This window comes from Escherichia sp. MOD1-EC5950, assembly GCF_002965345.1.
GTDB classification, from domain to species: domain Bacteria; phylum Pseudomonadota; class Gammaproteobacteria; order Enterobacterales; family Enterobacteriaceae; genus Escherichia; species Escherichia marmotae.
The window spans coordinates 77,912-94,797 of record NZ_PTSR01000018.1 but is presented as its reverse complement, the minus strand read 5'-3'; the positions used below and the strand labels follow the sequence as shown (position 1 = coordinate 94,797).

Genomic DNA, 16,886 nt, shown 5'->3' with positions numbered 1-16,886 from the left:
CGCGTCTTATCAGGCCTACAGCCGTTGCCGAATGTAGGCCGGATAAGGCGTTTACGCCGCATCCGGCAATCAACGCCTGATGCGTCGCTGTCGCGTCTTATCAGGCCTACAGCCGTTGCCGAATGTAGGCCGGATAAGGCGTTTACGCCGCATCCGGCAATCAACGCCTGATGCGTCGCTGTCGCGTCTTATCAGGCCTACAGCCGTTGCCGAATGTAGGCCGGATAAGGCGTTTACGCCGCATCCGGCAATCAACGCCAGATGCGTCGCTGTCGCGTCTTATCAGACCTACAGCCGTTGCCAGATGTAGGCCGGATCGCATCAGGCAATTGTGGGTTACGATGGCATCGCGATAGCCTGCTTCTCTTCAAGCAGCTTCTCGACCACGCCAGGATCGGCAAGCGTCGAGGTATCGCCCAGGTTGCTGGTATCGCCCGCCGCAATTTTGCGCAAAATACGGCGCATAATTTTGCCGGAGCGGGTTTTAGGCAGGGAGTCGGTCCAGTGCAGCACGTCTGGCGTCGCCAGCGGGCCAATCTCTTTACGCACCCAGTTGCGGACTTCTGCGTACAGTTCTGGTGACGGTTCCTCCCCGTGATTAAGCGTGACGTAGGCGTAAATCGCCTGGCCTTTAATATTGTGCGGAATACCGACCACCGCGGCTTCGGCTATCTTCGGATGCGAAACCAGCGCCGATTCAATCTCCGCAGTCCCCAGACGGTGACCAGAAACGTTCAGTACATCGTCCACACGCCCGGTGATCCAGTAATAACCATCTTCATCACGACGCGCGCCGTCGCCGCTGAAATACATATTTTTGAAGGTGGAGAAATAGGTCTGTTCAAAACGTTCATGATCGCCAAACAGCGTACGCGCCTGGCCCGGCCAGGAGTCAGTCATCACCAGGCTGCCTTCGGTCGCGCCCTCCAGCGGATTGCCTTCATTATCTACCAGTGCCGGTTGCACACCGAAGAACGGACGCGTTGCCGAACCGGCTTTCAGTTCGGTAGCGCCAGGAAGTGGGGTAATCATGAAACCGCCGGTTTCGGTCTGCCACCATGTGTCGACCACCGGGCATTTCTCGTTGCCGATCTTCTTCCAGTACCACTCCCACGCTTCCGGGTTTATTGGCTCGCCTACTGAACCGAGAATGCGCAGCGACGAACGGTCGGTGCCTTCAATCGCTTTATCGCCTTCCGCCATCAGTGCGCGAATGGCTGTTGGCGCGGTATAGAGAATATTGACCTGATGCTTATCCACCACTTGCGCCATACGGGCAGGCGTCGGCCAGTTTGGCACACCTTCAAACATCAGCGTGGTCGCGCCGCAGGCCAGCGGGCCGTACAGCAAATAACTGTGCCCGGTAACCCAGCCCACATCGGCGGTACACCAGTAGATATCACCCGGATGATAATCAAAGACGTATTTAAAGGTGAGCGCCGCGTAAACCAGATAACCGCCGGTAGTGTGCAGCACGCCTTTCGGTTTTCCGGTAGAACCGGAGGTATAAAGAATAAACAGAGGATCTTCGGCGTTGACCTCTTCCGGCTGGTGCTGATCGCTGGCTTGCTCAACCAGGTCGTGCCACCACAGGTCGCGGCCTTCCTGCCAGCCGATTTTTCCGCCAGTACGCTTCAGTACAATGACATGTTCAACGCTGGTGACATTCGGGTTTTTCAGTGCGTCATCAACGTTTTTCTTCAGCGGAATGCTGCGCCCGGCACGCACGCCTTCATCAGAGGTGATCACCAGTCGTGAGTTAGAGTCGATAATGCGCCCGGCCACCGCTTCCGGCGAGAAGCCGCCGAAAATCACCGAATGCACCGCGCCAATACGGGCGCAGGCCAGCATTGCGACCGCAGCTTCCGGCACCATTGGCATATAAATCGCCACAACATCGCCTTTTTTAATGCCCAGCCCGAGCAGGGTATTGGCGAAGCGGCAAACGTCGCGATGCAGCTCTTTATAGCTGATATGTTTGCTCTGGCTGGCGTCGTCGCCTTCCCAGATGATGGCGGTACGATTGCCATTTTCTTGTAAATGGCGATCAAGGCAGTTTACCGCCAGATTCAGCGTGCCGTCTTCGTACCATTTAATCGAGACGTTACCCGGAGCAAAGGAGGTGTTTTTCACCTTCTGGTACGGTTTGATCCAGTCGAGAATTTTTCCCTGTTCGCCCCAAAAAGTATCTGGTGCGTTAATGGATTGTTGGTACATCGCCTCATACTGCTGAGGGTTTATCAGGCAATGGTCTGCGATGTTGGCAGGAATAGTGTGTTTGTGAATTTGACTCATGCTTTTGTTCTCCTTGTAGGATGTTAATAATATGTGGCATAAGCGTTAAATGTAGGGGTATTGGTAGTTTTGTTTAGTATTTGGGCGGCAGATCACGCAAAAGCAGAATAGTGCAAATAAACGGCAGGGTATTTTTGAAGGTCACTAACAAAAGTTGATTAATTCTTTGAGGAACATGCAGTTATGCATACCGTTGGAAACGGGAAAAATACCGACTAACTCTAAAGTGGTATTTTACATGCACTTACAATTGATTAAAGACAACATTCAGAGTGTGGTTATTTGTTACACATAGGGGCGAGCAATGTCATGACAGTGTATGTGCGGTTACTGTCATGAAAAAACAATAAAAACTGCCATTGCCTCAATGGCAAAATTTGGATGAAGCCCCTATGACAAGGATAAAAATAAACGCACGCCGTTTCTTCAGCTTGTTGGTTCCTTTTTTCTTTCTCACTTCTGTTCACGCTGAACAAACGGCCGCTCCCGCGAAACCTGTAACTGTGGAAGCGAAGAATGAAACCTTTGCCCCGCAGCATCCCGATCAATATCTCTCCTGGAAAGCCACCTCGGAACAGTCAGAGCGTGTTGACGCACTGGCGGAAGATCCACGACTGGTGATCCTGTGGGCGGGGTATCCTTTCTCGCGCGATTACAACAAACCGCGCGGCCATGCCTACGCCGTTACCGATGTGCGCGAAACCCTGCGTACCGGTGCGCCGAAAAATGCCGAAGATGGCACGATGCCAATGGCCTGCTGGAGTTGTAAAAGTCCGGACGTGGCGCGTTTGATCCAGAAAGACGGAGAAGATGGTTACTTCCACGGTAAATGGGCGCGCGGGGGCCCGGAAATCGTCAACAACCTGGGCTGCGCTGACTGCCATAACACCGCTTCGCCAGAGTTCGCCAAAGGCAAACCAGAGTTAACTCTTTCCCGTCCGTATGCGGCACGTGCGATGGAAGCCATTGGTAAGCCTTTTGAGAAAGGTGGTCGTTTTGACCAGCAGTCGATGGTCTGCGGTCAGTGCCACGTGGAGTATTACTTTGACGGTAAAGATAAAGCCGTTAAGTTCCCGTGGGATAACGGCATGAAAGTCGAAAATATGGAGCAGTATTACGACAAAATTGCCTTCTCCGACTGGACCAACTCCCTGTCGAAAACGCCGATGCTGAAAGCGCAACACCCGGAATATGAAACCTGGACTGCGGGCATTCATGGCAAAAACAACGTGACCTGCATCGACTGTCACATGCCGAAAGTGCAGAACGCGGAAGGCAAACTCTACACCGACCATAAAATTGGCAATCCGTTTGATAACTTCGCCCAGACTTGTGCGAACTGTCATACCCAGGACAAAGCCACGCTGCAAAAAGTGGTCGCGGAGCGTAAACAGTCGATTAATGACCTGAAAATCAAGGTTGAGGATCAACTGGTTCACGCTCACTTCGAAGCGAAAGCGGCACTGGATGCAGGCGCTACGGAAGCCGAGATGAAGCCGATTCAGGACGACATCCGTCATGCCCAGTGGCGTTGGGATCTGGCGATCGCTTCCCACGGCATTCATATGCATGCACCGGAAGAAGGTCTGCGGATGCTCGGCACGGCGATGGATAAAGCCGCTGATGCGCGTACCAAACTGGCGCGCCTGCTGGCGACCAAAGGTATCACCCATGAAATCCAGATCCCGGATATCTCGACCAAAGAGAAAGCCCAGCAGGCAATTGGCCTGAACATGGAACAAATCAAGGCCGAGAAGCAGGACTTTATCAAAACGGTGATCCCGCAGTGGGAAGAGCAGGCACGTAAAAACGGTCTGTTAAGCCAATAACCCCGTTCCGCCTCGCAAGGGGCGGAAAACACAATGGAGTGAATATGAGCGTATTACGTTCGTTATTAACTGCCGGGGTGCTGGCGTCGGGCCTGTTGTGGAGCCTGAACGGAATTACCGCTACCCCTGCAGCGCAGGTATCTGATGATCGCTACGAAGTTACCCAGCAGCGTAACCCGGACGCCGCCTGTCTGGACTGTCATAAGCCAGACACCGAAGGTATGCATGGCAAACATGCTTCCGTTATCAACCCGAATAACAAACTGCCGGTTACCTGCACCAACTGTCACGGCCAGCCGTCGCCGCAACATCGCGAAGGGGTGAAAGATGTGATGCGCTTTAACGAGCCGATGTACAACGTTGGAGAGCAGAACAGTGTCTGTATGTCCTGTCATCTACCGGAACAGTTGCAAAAAGCATTCTGGCCGCACGATGTTCATGTCACTAAAGTGGCGTGCGCCAGTTGTCATTCCCTGCATCCACAGCAAGATACGATGCAGACGTTAAGTGACAAAGGACGGATTAAGATTTGCGTCGATTGCCACAGCGATCAGCGCACCAATCCGAACTTTAACCCGGCGTCTGTTCCGTTGCTTAAGGAGCAGCCATGACCTGGTCTCGTCGCCAGTTTCTCACCGGCGTCGGCGTGCTGGCAGCCGTCAGCGGCACCGCAGGGCGCGTGGTGGCGAAAACGTTGAATATCAATGGCGTGCGTTACGGCATGGTGCATGACGAGTCGTTATGCATCGGCTGTACCGCCTGTATGGATGCTTGTCGGGAAGTGAACAAGGTGCCGGAAGGTGTTTCGCGCCTGACGATTATTCGCAGCGAGCCGCAGGGCGAATTTCCTGATGTGAAATATCGCTTCTTCCGTAAGTCTTGCCAGCACTGTGACCATGCGCCGTGCGTTGACGTCTGCCCGACCGGTGCATCTTTTCGCGATGCCGCCAGCGGGATTGTCGATGTTAATCCTGATCTCTGCGTCGGTTGTCAGTACTGCATCGCCGCCTGTCCGTACCGCGTGCGCTTTATCCATCCGGTCACGAAGACCGCGGACAAATGCGACTTCTGCCGTAAGACCAATTTGCAGGCCGGTAAGCTGCCCGCGTGCGTTGAGGCTTGCCCGACGAAGGCGCTGACATTTGGCAATCTGGATGATCCCAACAGTGAAATTTCAAAACTGCTGCGCCAGAAAACCACTTACCGCTACAAGCTGGCGCTGGGAACCAAGCCGAAGCTGTACCGCGTGCCGTTTAAATACGGGGAGGTAAGCCAATGACTCAGGCTTCCGCATTTCATTTTGAATCGCTGGTGTGGGACTGGCCGATTGCCATCTATCTGTTTTTAGTGGGAATTTCTGCGGGGTTGGTGACGCTGGCTGTGTTGCTGCGTCGTTTCTATCCACAGGTGGGCGGTGCAGACAGTACGTTGCTGCGTACCACGCTGTTTGTCGGGCCTGGCGCGGTGATCCTCGGTTTGTTGATCCTCGTCTTCCACCTGACGAAGCCGTGGACCTTCTGGAAACTGATGTTCCACTACAGTTTTACCTCGGTGATGTCGATGGGGGTGATGCTGTTTCAGCTCTACATGGTGGTGCTGGTGCTGTGGCTGGCGAAAATCTTTGAACAAGATTTGCTTGCCCTGCAACAACGCTGGTTGCCGAAGCTGGGGATCGTGCAAAAGGTTCTGACCCTGCTGACGCCTGTTCATCGCGGGCTGGAAACGCTGATGCTGGTGCTGGCGGTGTTGCCGGGGGCTTATACCGGTTTTCTGCTGTCGGCGCTGAAATCGTATCCGTTCCTCAATAACCCGATTCTGCCGGTGCTGTTCCTGTTCTCCGGCATCTCGTCCGGTGCGGCAGTGGCGCTGATCGCCATGGCGATACGCCAGCGCAATAACCCGCATTCCACGGAAGCGCACTTTGTTCACCGTATGGAAATACCCGTTGTATGGGGTGAAATCTTCCTGCTGGTGGCGTTTTTCGTCGGTCTGGCGTTGGGCGATGACGGTAAAGTGCGGGCGCTGGTGGCAGCATTGGGCGGCGGTTTCTGGACAGGGTGGTTCTGGCTTGGCGTTGTCGGGCTGGGGCTGATTGTGCCAATGCTGCTCAAACCGTGGGTGAATCGCAGTTCCGGCATTCCCGCCGTGCTGGCGGCGTGTGGAGCCAGCCTGATCGGTGTGTTGATGCTGCGCTTTTTCATTCTCTACGCTGGGCAGTTGACGGTGGCGTAGGCCAGAAAAGAGGTGGTTTCTGGACGTATTCCTTCCTGAAGTCGGTTTTCTGGCGTTGTTGTTAAGTCTCGGGGTCAACGTGTTGACCCCGTTGACGACCTTCGTGGGTGTGCGACTGCGCTGGCCTGCTATGATGCGGCTCACCAGCATCGGCACTCTGGCACAGTTCGCGCTCCTGCTGCTTGCCTTTGGCGTACTGACGTATTGTTTTCTCACCAGCGATTTCTCGGTTATTTATGTCGCTCAACATAGCTACAGTTTGCTGTCGTGGGAACTCAAACTGGCGGCGGTGTGGGGCGGTCATGAAGGTTCGTTGATGCTTTGGGTGCTGTTGCTTTCCGCCTGGAGCGCGCTGTTTGCCTGGCATTATCGGCAGCAAACCGGGTCGCTATTTCCGCTCACGTTAGCCGTTTTATCTCTCATACTCGCCGCGCTGCTGCTGTTTGTGTTGCTGTGGTCTGATCCCTTTGTGCGCATATTCCCACCAGCAATCGAAGGCCGCGATCTCAATCCGATGCTGCAGCATCCAGGTCTTATCTTCCATCCGCCGCTGCTTTATCTCGGCTATGGCGGTTTGATGGTGGCGACGAGTGTGGCGCTGGCGAGTTTACTGCGCGGCGAGTTTGATGCAGCCAGCGCCCGTGTCTGCTGGCGATGGGCGCTGCCGGGGTGGTGTGCATTAACGGCGGGGATCATCCTCGGTTCCTGGTGGGCCTATTGCGAACTGGGTTGGGGCGGCTGGTGGTTCTGGGACCCGGTGGAAAACGCCTCCTTATTACCCTGGCTTTCTGCCACTGCGCTGCTGCACAGTTTGTCTCTGACTCGTCGGCAGGGAATTTTCCGCCACTGGTCGCTGTTGCTGGCGATAGTTACGCTGATGTTGTCGCTGCTGGGTACGTTGATTGTTCGTTCCGGCATTCTGGTTTCGGTTCATGCGTTCGCGCTGGATAACGTTCGCGCCGTGCCGCTGTTCAGCCTGTTTGCACTGATTAGCCTTGCGTCTTTGGCGCTGTATAGCTGGCGGGCGCGGGACGGTGGCTCTGCGGTGCGTTTTTCGGGGGTATCGCGGGAAATGTTAATTCTCGCAACGCTGTTACTGTTTTGCGCGGTGCTGCTGATCGTACTGGTGGGAACGCTGTATCCGATGATTTACGGCCTGCTGGGCTGGGGGCGTCTCTCCGTTGGTGCGCCGTATTTTAATCGCGCGACATTACCGTTTGGTTTGTTGATGCTGGTGGTGATTGTGCTGGCGACGTATGTCTCTGGCAAACGTGCACCGCTTCCGGCGCTGCTGGCACATTCTGGTGTGCTGTTATTTGCCGCCGGGATCGTGGTTTCCAGCATTAGCCGTCAGGAGATCAGCCTGAATTTACAGCCGGGTCAGCAGGTGACGCTGGCGGGTTACACCTTCCGTTTTGAACGCCTCGATCTGCAAGCCAAAGGCAATTACACCAGCGAAAAAGCGGTAGTGGCGCTGTTTGACCATCAGCAACGTATTGGTGAACTGACGCCGGAGCGGCGTTTTTATGAAGCGCGCCGTCAGCAAATGATGGAGCCGTCTATTTGCTGGAACGGCATCCATGACTGGTATGCAGTGATGGGGGAGAAAACCGGGCCAGATCGATACGCTTTTCGTTTGTATGTACAAAGCGGCGTGCGCTGGATCTGGGGGGGAGGGTTGTTGATGATTGCGGGTGCATTGCTAAGCGGATGGCGGGGGAGAAATCGCGATGAATAAATTGCTTCTCACGTTACTGTTGATATTTGCCTGTTTTGCACACGCCCAGGTCGTAGACACCTGGCAATTCGCCAATCTGCAACAACAGGAACAGGCGTTAAATATTGCCAGTCAGTTACGTTGCCCGCAGTGTCAGAATCAGAACTTACTGGAATCCAACGCGCCGGTGGCAGTCAGTATGCGTCATCAGGTTTACAAGATGGTGGCGGAGGGGAAAAGCAAAGCTGAGATTGTCGGCTGGATGACCGAACGCTACGGTGATTTTGTCCGCTATAACCCACCGCTGACCAGCCAGACGCTGCTCCTGTGGGCGCTGCCAGTGGTGTTGTTACTGCTGATGGCGCTGATCCTCTGGCGGGTGAGGGGGAAACGATGAAACAGCCTCAAGTGCCGGTAAAAACGCTGGTGGCGCTGGCGGTTGTGATGGCGCTGCTCTGTATCGGCGGTTATCTGTTAAGTCCGAAATGGCAGGCGGCACGTGCGGAGTATCTGCGCCAGCGCGATCCGTTACATCAGTTTGCCAGCCAGCAAACACCGGAGACACAGCTTCAGGCATTGCAGGATAAAATTCGCGCCAACCCGCAAAATAGCGAACAGTGGGCGCTGCTGGGCGAGTATTACCTGTGGCAAAACGATTACAGTAATTCGCTGCTGGCGTACCGTCAGGCGCTGCGACTGCGCGGTGAGAACGCTGAACTGTACGCGGCGCTGGCGACGGTGCTTTATTACCAGGCCAGCCAGCATATGACCGCCCAGGCTCGTGCGATGATCGACAAAGCCCTGGCGCTGGACGAAAACGAAATCACCGCCCTGATGCTGCTGGCTTCTGATGCGTTTATGCAGGCGAACTACGCGCAATCCATCGAACTATGGCAAAAAGTGATGGATCTCAACTCACCCAGGGTAAACCGGACACAGTTGGTTGAGTCGATTAATATGGCAAAACTGCTGCAGCGGCGATCGGATTAATCATCCGGAGCTGAAGATTATGTTATTGAGCTGCATAAAAATTAACCGAATGAACGCATTCAGAAAATAATCACCAATCAGTATTATTGCAAATTAAACAAATAAAAATCTTTCCATAACAAATGGTTATGCATTAATCTTGCCATAAACTCGCGTTATTATGCATTAATGCAGCGAAAAGCTCTGTTGTTAAAGGGTTGCGCAACATACCGCGCAAATGATACTGATCATAAGCGTTAAAAAAATCTACAAACCAACGCAACACAATTCATGCCCTGGCAGTATGTCACGTTCTCACGTTTTTGAACGGGAGAGCGGCGCTCCATTGAGGAAGTTATTCTGATGAAAAATATAAAATTCAGCCTGGCCTGGCAGATTCTGTTTGCTATGGTGCTGGGCATTCTCCTGGGAAGTTACCTGCACTACCATAGCGACAGCCGCGAATGGCTGGTCGTCAATTTGCTCTCTCCGGCGGGTGATATTTTTATCCACCTGATCAAAATGATTGTTGTGCCGATTGTTATCTCCACGCTGGTTGTTGGGATTGCAGGTGTTGGTGATGCTAAACAACTCGGACGAATTGGCGCGAAAACCATTATCTACTTCGAGGTGATCACCACCGTCGCTATCATTCTGGGGATCACTCTGGCGAACGTCTTCCAGCCCGGTTCCGGGGTGGATATGTCGCAGTTGGCGACTGTCGATATTTCGAAATATCAGAGCACCACGGAAGCGGTACAAAGCAGTTCCCACGGCATAATGGGCACTATTTTGTCGCTGGTGCCGACGAACATTGTGGCGTCGATGGCGAAAGGCGAAATGCTGCCGATCATCTTCTTCTCGGTGCTGTTTGGTCTGGGACTTTCCTCCCTGCCCGCGACGCATCGTGAACCGTTGGTGACCGTGTTCCGCTCCATCTCCGAAACCATGTTTAAAGTGACTCACATGGTGATGCGTTACGCGCCGATTGGTGTGTTTGCGTTGATTGCGGTGACAGTAGCTAACTTTGGTTTTTCTTCTCTGTGGCCGCTGGCGAAACTGGTGCTGCTGGTGCATTTTGCCATTCTGTTCTTTGCTCTGGTGGTGTTGGGAATTGTGGCGCGCCTGTGCGGGTTAAGCGTCTGGATCCTGATTCGTATTCTGAAAGACGAGCTGATTCTGGCGTACTCCACTGCCAGCTCTGAAAGTGTGCTGCCGCGGATTATCGAGAAGATGGAAGCCTACGGCGCACCAGCATCAATCACCAGTTTCGTGGTGCCAACTGGTTACTCCTTTAACCTCGATGGTTCGACGCTGTATCAAAGTATTGCCGCTATCTTCATCGCCCAGTTGTATGGCATTGACTTGTCCATCTGGCAGGAAATCATTCTGGTACTGACGCTGATGGTGACCTCGAAAGGGATTGCTGGCGTGCCGGGCGTGTCGTTTGTGGTGCTGCTGGCAACGCTGGGTAGCGTGGGGATCCCGCTGGAAGGCCTGGCGTTTATTGCCGGTGTTGACCGTATCCTCGATATGGCGCGTACTGCGCTGAACGTGGTGGGTAATGCGCTGGCGGTGCTGGTAATTGCCAAGTGGGAACACAAATTTGACCGCAAAAAGGCGATGGCCTACGAGCGTGAAGTGCTGGGCAAATTTGATAAGACTGCGGATCAGTAATTGAAGATTGCCGGGAAGTTATATCCACCCGGCAATGTGTGGATGCCTGATGCGACGCTTACCGCGTCTTATCAGGCCTACGCCAGACTGCACAATAGCCTGATTTAGCGTAATTTTTGTAGGTCGGATAAGGCGTTTACGCCGCATCCGACACCCCAATTTTAGCCATTAGTTAACTTTTCAAATTCTTCACATCCGGTATCAAACCCTTCCATACAGCTCAGGTTCAACCAGTGCAGCGCCTTTTGTTTGTTCTTCTCGATAAAACCTTCTTCACCGTTTAAGAACATCATTCCCGCCCAATACTCGGAATACCCGGTACGGGAAATGGTAGAGCTACGCTTGAAATACCAGGTTGCTTTGTCATCGTCGGCCTTGATGCCCACGCCGTTGGCGTAAATTAAGCCAAGCAGCATTTGGGCATCAACGGCGGAGTCGTTCTCCAAATCTTCCGAGGCGTTTTCTAACAGTGAAATCGCTTTCGGATAATCCGGTTTACCTGCCTGGGTATTAACCAGAATATGTGCCAGCGTCACTTCACCTTCTTTACTGCCCGCTTGCACCGCTTTTTCGGCAAGCACTTTTGCTTGTGGATAGTCCAGACTGACCGGATTAGTGATTTTGATCTGCGCTAACAGCGCGCAGGCATCGGCATCACCGCTGTCAGCGGCTTTCTGTGCCCAATATTCGGCTTTGCTCAAGTCGCCGGAGCTAAACCAGCTATCGGCAAGAAAATATTGTGCGCGTTTATCTCCGGCCTCTGCTGCCTTTACATACTGGCTGCCTGGCTCGGAGTCGTCCGCGTGGGCAAAGAATGTCAAAAATAACATCAAAGTGATAATTTTTTTCATTTTGATAATGAGGTTTGGTAGGGTATAGACAGTATAAAGTGTTCGGATGGACAAAAAAACAACTGTAAAAAGACCTGCAGGCAGAATGATTTAATGCGATGTAAGGATTTTTAATCCATCCGATGCTCACCTTTTTCCAGAGCGTTGCGATCGAAAAATCGCTGAATTTTCCCTCCATCCATCATTGCCGCCCGGTCAGACATGTGCGCGATGACATCTGCATCGTGGCTGACCAGCAGATAGGTCATTTGGTGCTTCCGCTTCAGTTGATTCAACAAATTAAGAATTTCCGCTTGTACCGACATATCCAGTGCTGAGGTGGGTTCATCCAGCAGAAGAAGTTGTGGCCGTAATAATAGGGCGCGAGCAATAACCACACGTTGTCGCTGACCACCGGAAAGTTGATGCGGGTAGCGGCGAGCGGCGTCGGCAGGTAAACCAACTTGTTCCAGTGCGGTATGGACGTGTTTTTCTATTTCACGTTCACCACGGATTTTGAGCGGTTCAGCCAGCGTTCGCCACAACGTATGATTGGGATGCAATGAGGCATAGGGATCCTGAAACACCATTTGCACATTGCGGCGGAGATCGCCCTGAAAACGCATGCCTGGTTTGATGGTGCGCCCAAACAGCGATACCTGGCCGCGCCAGTCGCGCTGTAATCCGGCAATTACGCGCAAAATTGTGGATTTTCCACAGCCTGATTCGCCAATTAAGCTAAATGTTTCTCCGGCATTAACCGAAAAACTGGCGGCTGAAACTGCGGTTTTCTCAGCAAAAGTAACCTGCAAGTGATTAATTTCAACAATCGTCATGGTATTTCTCCGGCGTCATCGCCGTCCTGTCCAGCGTCGGCAGCATCTGTCCGTAAGTTTGCGCACTCGGGCGGCAAGTCCACAGTGTGCGCGTGTAAGGGTGTGTTGCTGTGGGTAGCGCATCGGCGCGCATTTCATCCACCTTACTTCCCTGATACATCACCAGCACCCGGTGGCAAAATTGGGCAACTAATGGCAGGTCGTGACTGATCAGCAGCATCGCCATCTGTCGTTGTTCACACAGGGTCACCAGCAGTTCCAGAATCTGATTGCGCAGGCGAACATCCAGTGCCGATGTTGGCTCATCGGCAATCAATACCCGGGGATTGTTGATGAGCGCAATTGCAATCATCACTCGCTGCCCCATCCCGCCAGAAAGTTCTCGTGGATAGCTTTGCAACACTCGCGTATTAAGGCCGACAGCCTGAATTGCGGTATTTATTTTCTCTTCTTTTTCGCGGCGACTCAGGCGTTGGTGAAGCGTAAGTGCCTCTTCCAGTTGCGCTTTCACAGTTTTCACAGGATTAAGTGCATAACGCGGATCTTGCAATACCATTGCGATATCGTTACCGCGCAGTTGTTGCCATCCACGCGCGTTAAGGGTGAGCGCATCACGACCCAGGATGTTAAGTGTGTCTGCGGTTACCACTCCGGGTTTGCGTACCAGCCCCATCAGGGCGCGGGCGGTCATCGACTTACCCGAACCTGACTCACCGACCAGCGCCAGACGCTCATTGCCTAATGTAAAACTGATATTGTTAACGACCCGGGAACCCGGATAGTCGACACAGAGATTGTTGATACTAAGGCTCGGATCAGTCATGTTGTGGCTCCAGAACATCGCGCAAGCCATCGCCCAGTAGATTAAAGGCCAGGCTGGCAATTAAGATAATTGCGCCGGGCGCGGCGGCAATCCACCATTGATCGAAAATGACCTGCATACCATCAGCGATCATGGCTCCCCATTCCGCCATTGGCGGACGAGCACCAAGACCAAGAAAACCCAGGCCAGCAGCCGCCAGAATGATGCCTGCTAAATCCAGCGCCAGGCGGACAATGGCCGATGGCAGGCACAATGGCAAAATATGACCAATAAGCAGACGCCAGCCGCGGATGCCCATCATCTCTGCAGCAGCAAGATAATCACTGTGTCGTAGACGTTGGATCTCACTGCGCGCCTGACGCGCATAATCGAGCCAGGTGGTTAACGCCAGCGCCAGCGCGCCGTTAACCAGCCCCGGCCCCAGCATGGCAACGAAAGCAAAGGCCAGAATCAAACGCGGCATTGACATCACCACGTCAGTAAAACGCATCAGCACGCGTTCCAGCCAGCCGCCATAGTATCCGGATAAAATGCCAATCAGCAGACCGACCGGGAGTGTAATGATGGTCACCAGTGCCACCAGACCCAGCGCTGGTCGGCTGCCGTAGATTAAACGTGAAAGCAGATCTCGCCCGTAACTATCTGTTCCGAGCCAGTGCTGGCTACCCGGCGCTTGTAACCGTGCAGCCGCATCCTGCCAGTTAGGATCGTGAGGAGCCAGCCACGGCGCGAAGAGCGCAATTAGCATCAATAACAGGATAATTATCAAACCGCAGAACGCGGCGGGTGAATGACGCAAACGGCGTAAAAAGAGAAACATCGGCATCAGCGCAACCTCGGATCGGTCAGCCAGACCAGCAGGTCGGTGAGGTTATTTATCAACACAAAGCAGACGCCAATCAGCAATGTTCCCCCCATGATTGCTGTAGTGTCGCCCGCGAACAGAGCCGTGGTGAGATAGCGCCCAATGCCAGGCCATGAAAAGACAGTTTCTGTCAGTACCGCGCCTTCCAGCATCGATGTATAGGCGAGAGCGATAACGGTGAGCAAGGTGCCGCGAATGTTGGGCAAAACATGACGTAGCAAAATTGTCATCTCGCTGGCCCCTTTGGCGCGCGCCAGCAGAATATATTCTTTATTCATTTCGCCAAGACAAGCGGAACGTGTCAGGCGCGTAATACTGGCGAGTGAGAAGTACGCCAGTAATAAAACCGGCAGTATCAAATGGTTGATGGCATTGGTAAACGCCTCGCGATCGCCAGAAAGCCACGTATCAATCAGCGCAAATCCGCTGCGGGGTTCAATGGTGAATTGATAAATATCATCCAGCCGGCCCGGTCCGGCACTCCATTGCAGTCTGGCGTAAAACAGTGCCAGCATCAGCAGACCAAGCCAAAAAATGGGGACGGAATTTCCCAGCAGAGTCAGTGTCCGCACGGCGAAATCCAGCGGTGAACCGACATAACGGGCGCAAAGTACACCCGCAATAACGCCGACAACGGAGCCGACAATAAGCGCCAACGTCGCCAGTTCCAGGGTCGCCGGAAACGCCGATAGCAAGTCCTGGAGAACCGGTTGCCCGGTAGCGCTGGCAATGCCGAGATCGCCGTGAGCCAGATTCACCAGGTAATGCCAGAACTGGACGGCTAACGGTTGATCTAACCCTAACTGGTGGCGCACCTGATCATAGGTGGACTGGCTGGCGTGATCGCCAACGATTTGCAGTACCCGATCGACCGGTGAGAGGGCCGAAAGCGCAAAGGTAATCAGCAGCAGGCCGAGCAACGTCAGAGAGACGGTAAACAGTCCCTGCAAGAACGCGAGCAGAGGGCGTTTGCCTCGCCATCTCGCGTGAGTGGAAAAAGCGGCAGACATGATCTTTCCATACAGTGAAAAATCAGCGACTGGTCTGCAGTGCGGACCAGCCCTGGTAACCGCGCCCGATAACGTTGTCGGGCGCGAGTGGCGTACAGGATTATTTGGTTACCTGATCAAACCAGACCATATCGGCATTCAATCCTTGTTGATAACCCTGCACATTATCACGCATGACAATTTGCGTTTTGCCTTGATCAATAAAGACATACGGGGAACTACGTTGCAGTTCTTGTTGCATTTTTTTATATAAATCAAGACGTTTAGCATTATCGGGTTCAGCGACTGCCGCCAGCGTTTCTTTGTTCAGTTCCTGGATTTTCCAGCTATTTAACCCGGCAACGGTGCTGGATTTGCCATCGTTATAGGCGAAAGAGCTGGCGTTGGAATGTGCGTCAAAATAATCAGGCAACCACATACGAATGGCCCCCTGATGCTGATGGGCGCGAACCCGTGAGTAAACCTGGCTCCCCGCGGCTGGCAGCAAATCCACTTTTACACCACCCTGAGCAAAGCTGGCCTGAATTGACTGCGCGATGGTAATAAATGGCGGTTTATTTTCGACATCAAGCGTGAAGTGCGGGTCTTTGATTCCAGCTTTAGCGAGGATCTCTTTTGCTTTGGCAGGATTAAAGGTGAACGGTGTCTCTTCCAGTGCTCCGGGGAAACCTACTGGCAGGAAACTTTGATGGGTAAAGTATTGTCCTTTCAGCAGATTTTTGGTGATGCCGTCGTAATCGACCAACCAGCGAGCAGCTTCCCAGAACGCAGGATTACTCATCAGCGGGTTATCCTTGTTGCCGGTATTAAAGGCCAGATAGTTCTGCTCAGCGGAGGCAATACTCATCACTTTGACGCCAGGTTTACCCTGTAATGCATCAATTTGGTCTGCCCCCAGATCGCGAGCCATATCAGCATCGCCTTGTTGGATCAGCAGGCGACGCGTTGCAGGATCGGGAACATTTTTGATGATGACGCTTTTCAGCTTCGGTGCGCCGGTCGGTGAACTGGCGTTGGCTTCCATCACGATGGCCTGATGCGGTTGGTAGGTACGCATTTTAAACGCGCCGCTGCCAGCGGAATGCATCTTCAGCCATTCATTACCAAAGTCGTTATTTTTGGCGTTTGGCGCAACCAACTTCTCGTCAACAATTGAGGCAATTGGCGTAGAGAGAATATTCAGCGCCAGCGCCGGACTGACGTCAGCACTCCACTGTACCTGGACAGTATGGTCGTCGATTTTCTTCAACTGGCTGGCGATATTTTCCGGTTGCCAGCCCAGTACATTGAGAATAAACGCACCGGACTTATTCAGCGTGACGGCACGGACATAAGAGTAAATCACATCTTCCGGGCGCACCGGATTACCGGAGGCAAATTTCGCATCGCTTTTGAGTTTTATGGTCAGCGTTTTTGCTACAGGATCAGCCTGCCAGCTTTCGGCCAGAATCGGAGTGATTTTCGCGGGATCGTTACGATCCGGCTGCACAACGCGTTGATACAAGCTTGGTACAGTCTGAATACTGGAGAGTTCATTAGCTTCTGCCGGATCCAGACTCACAATATCATCCAGTCCCTGGGCAACAACCAACGTATTCGGCGGTGTCGCGGCAAAGGCGGTGGCGGAAATTGCGCTTAATACCAGTAAAGATAATAGTTTTTTAATCATATGCTTCCCAATCCCTGAAGTTACTTTGAGGTTATCAATACGCTATCTGACGGGGCATTACTGCATAAATTGCGCCAAAATATCCCTTTAATAGAGCATGTTAGACGGTCGATGATTTCTCACCTTGCCGAAAT

The 16,886-nt window shown here is 53.1% G+C and carries 15 protein-coding genes; 8 read left to right on the top strand and 7 right to left on the bottom strand.

Annotated features, from left to right (window positions below):
- Positions 1-336: 336 nt before the first annotated feature.
- Positions 337-2,295, bottom strand: coding sequence for an acetate--CoA ligase (acs, locus tag BEA93_RS16935; RefSeq protein ID WP_105224788.1), 1,959 nt, complete (start codon positions 2,293-2,295; stop codon positions 337-339).
- Between the two features lie 392 nt (positions 2,296-2,687).
- Here acs and nrfA point away from each other — a divergent pair, with 392 nt between their 5' ends.
- From nrfA to gltP, 8 genes are all read left to right on the top strand, one after another.
- Positions 2,688-4,124: an ammonia-forming nitrite reductase cytochrome c552 subunit gene (gene nrfA, locus BEA93_RS16925; protein ID WP_000196871.1), complete on the top strand. Its 1,437-nt coding sequence runs from the start codon at positions 2,688-2,690 to the stop codon at positions 4,122-4,124.
- A gap of 44 nt (positions 4,125-4,168) precedes the next feature.
- On the top strand, positions 4,169-4,735 hold the full coding sequence (nrfB, locus tag BEA93_RS16920) for a cytochrome c nitrite reductase pentaheme subunit (protein WP_010377524.1): 567 nt from the start codon (positions 4,169-4,171) through the stop codon (positions 4,733-4,735).
- Positions 4,732-5,403 carry a cytochrome c nitrite reductase Fe-S protein gene (gene nrfC, locus BEA93_RS16915; RefSeq protein ID WP_000220276.1) on the top strand — a complete coding sequence of 224 codons (672 nt, stop codon included), beginning with the start codon at positions 4,732-4,734 and terminating at the stop codon, positions 5,401-5,403. Before nrfB ends, nrfC begins: the two co-directional genes overlap by 4 nt.
- Positions 5,400-6,356 (top strand): cytochrome c nitrite reductase subunit NrfD, encoded by a 957-nt coding sequence (nrfD, locus tag BEA93_RS16910; protein ID WP_105224787.1) that lies wholly within the window; start codon positions 5,400-5,402, stop codon positions 6,354-6,356. The genes nrfC and nrfD overlap by 4 nt, the downstream gene beginning before the upstream one ends.
- Before the next feature lie 19 nt (positions 6,357-6,375).
- Entirely contained in the window at positions 6,376-8,094 is a 1,719-nt protein-coding gene (locus tag BEA93_RS16905) for a heme lyase CcmF/NrfE family subunit (RefSeq protein WP_072024168.1), read from the top strand.
- On the top strand, positions 8,087-8,470 hold the full coding sequence (gene nrfF, locus BEA93_RS16900) for a heme lyase NrfEFG subunit NrfF (protein ID WP_001037812.1): 384 nt from the start codon (positions 8,087-8,089) through the stop codon (positions 8,468-8,470). Before BEA93_RS16905 ends, nrfF begins: the two co-directional genes overlap by 8 nt.
- Positions 8,467-9,063 (top strand): heme lyase NrfEFG subunit NrfG, encoded by a 597-nt coding sequence (nrfG, locus tag BEA93_RS16895; protein ID WP_000812997.1) that lies wholly within the window; start codon positions 8,467-8,469, stop codon positions 9,061-9,063. Before nrfF ends, nrfG begins: the two co-directional genes overlap by 4 nt.
- 342 nt (positions 9,064-9,405) lie before the next feature.
- The gene (gene gltP / locus BEA93_RS16885) at positions 9,406-10,719 is read left to right on the top strand and encodes a glutamate/aspartate:proton symporter GltP (RefSeq protein ID WP_000789606.1); all 1,314 of its coding nucleotides are present in this window, start codon (positions 9,406-9,408) and stop codon (positions 10,717-10,719) included.
- A gap of 161 nt (positions 10,720-10,880) precedes the next feature.
- Here the strand turns inward: gltP and yjcO are convergent, their stop codons facing one another.
- The 6 genes from yjcO to BEA93_RS16855 form a co-directional block, all read right to left on the bottom strand.
- Positions 10,881-11,570, bottom strand: a complete 690-nt coding sequence (gene yjcO, locus BEA93_RS16880) for a Sel1 family TPR-like repeat protein YjcO (RefSeq protein WP_105224786.1) — start codon at positions 11,568-11,570, stop codon at positions 10,881-10,883.
- A 110-nt stretch (positions 11,571-11,680) separates the two neighbouring features.
- Positions 11,681-12,385 (bottom strand): ABC transporter ATP-binding protein, encoded by a 705-nt coding sequence (locus BEA93_RS16875; protein ID WP_016262783.1) that lies wholly within the window; start codon positions 12,383-12,385, stop codon positions 11,681-11,683.
- Positions 12,372-13,208 carry an ABC transporter ATP-binding protein gene (locus tag BEA93_RS16870; protein WP_105224785.1) on the bottom strand — a complete coding sequence of 279 codons (837 nt, stop codon included), beginning with the start codon at positions 13,206-13,208 and terminating at the stop codon, positions 12,372-12,374. Before BEA93_RS16870 ends, BEA93_RS16875 begins: the two co-directional genes overlap by 14 nt.
- Positions 13,201-14,034: an ABC transporter permease gene (locus BEA93_RS16865; RefSeq protein ID WP_105224784.1), complete on the bottom strand. Its 834-nt coding sequence runs from the start codon at positions 14,032-14,034 to the stop codon at positions 13,201-13,203. The genes BEA93_RS16870 and BEA93_RS16865 overlap by 8 nt, the downstream gene beginning before the upstream one ends.
- Positions 14,034-15,083, bottom strand: a complete 1,050-nt coding sequence (locus BEA93_RS16860) for an ABC transporter permease (RefSeq protein ID WP_105224783.1) — start codon at positions 15,081-15,083, stop codon at positions 14,034-14,036. Before BEA93_RS16860 ends, BEA93_RS16865 begins: the two co-directional genes overlap by 1 nt.
- 100 nt (positions 15,084-15,183) lie before the next feature.
- Complete coding sequence (locus tag BEA93_RS16855) at positions 15,184-16,752, bottom strand: ABC transporter substrate-binding protein (protein WP_105224782.1); 1,569 nt, start codon at positions 16,750-16,752, stop codon at positions 15,184-15,186.
- Positions 16,753-16,886: the final 134 nt, after the last annotated feature.